1 protein-coding gene is annotated in these 796 nt (G+C 66.0%); it reads left to right on the forward strand.

Annotated elements, in window-relative coordinates; translation table 11 throughout:
- A partial coding sequence (locus tag ASE31_RS31845) for a calcium-binding protein (RefSeq protein ID WP_369819476.1) occupies positions 1–796 on the forward strand: 796 nt, incomplete at both ends.

Genomic DNA, 796 nt, shown 5'->3' on the forward strand with positions numbered 1-796 from the left:
GGGCCAGAACGCGGCCAGCGGCGACAGCGGTGCCCAATGGATCGTGCTCGGCCCCGATGACGACATCATCCATGGCGGTGGTGGCAACGATGTCGTGGGCAGCGAGGGCGGCGATGACCAGGTCTATGGCGATGCGGGCGACGACATCGTGTTTGGTGGGGCGGGCAATGACCTGCTATCCGGTGGCACGGGCAGCGACAAGCTCAATGGCGGTACCGGCTTCGATGTGGCCGTGCAGGAGGGAGCTCGCAGCGACTACACGGTCACCCTGGAGGGGGCCGGTATCAAGCTGACCCATACCGCCTCGGGCATCTCCGACTGGCTGCTCGATGTCGAGCAGGTGCGGTTTGCAACGGGCCCGAGCCTCACGGTGGTGCACAGCGCCGCCGAAGAAGCCGGCGCCTACCTGTTCCAGAAGTGGATTGGCCGCGATCTGAACCAGGGCGAAGGGGCCATCATCCAGAGCCTGACGGGCAAGACGGCGCTGGAAGTGGCGACGCTGTTCGCCCAGGTCTTCCCCGAGCAGAGTGCGGGCAAGACGCCTGCCCAACTGCTGGAAGGCATGGGTGCCGCAGGCGCCATCCGCGTGGATGCCGTGCGCGATATCACCGTGACTGGCGATGCGGGCAACAACACCATCACGCCGACGCTGGGCCTGGCCCGGTATGTGGATGGAGGGGCAGGCATCGACACCGTGGTCATCCCGGCCACCCTGGGCCAAACCTATGTGCAGTCCCAGAACAATGGCACCTTCACCTTGCAGCGCCTGACCGATGGGGCGATGCTGGATGTGACG

Source organism: Acidovorax sp. Root217, from assembly GCF_001428645.1.
In the GTDB taxonomy this organism is placed as follows: Bacteria; Pseudomonadota; Gammaproteobacteria; order Burkholderiales; family Burkholderiaceae_C; genus Acidovorax.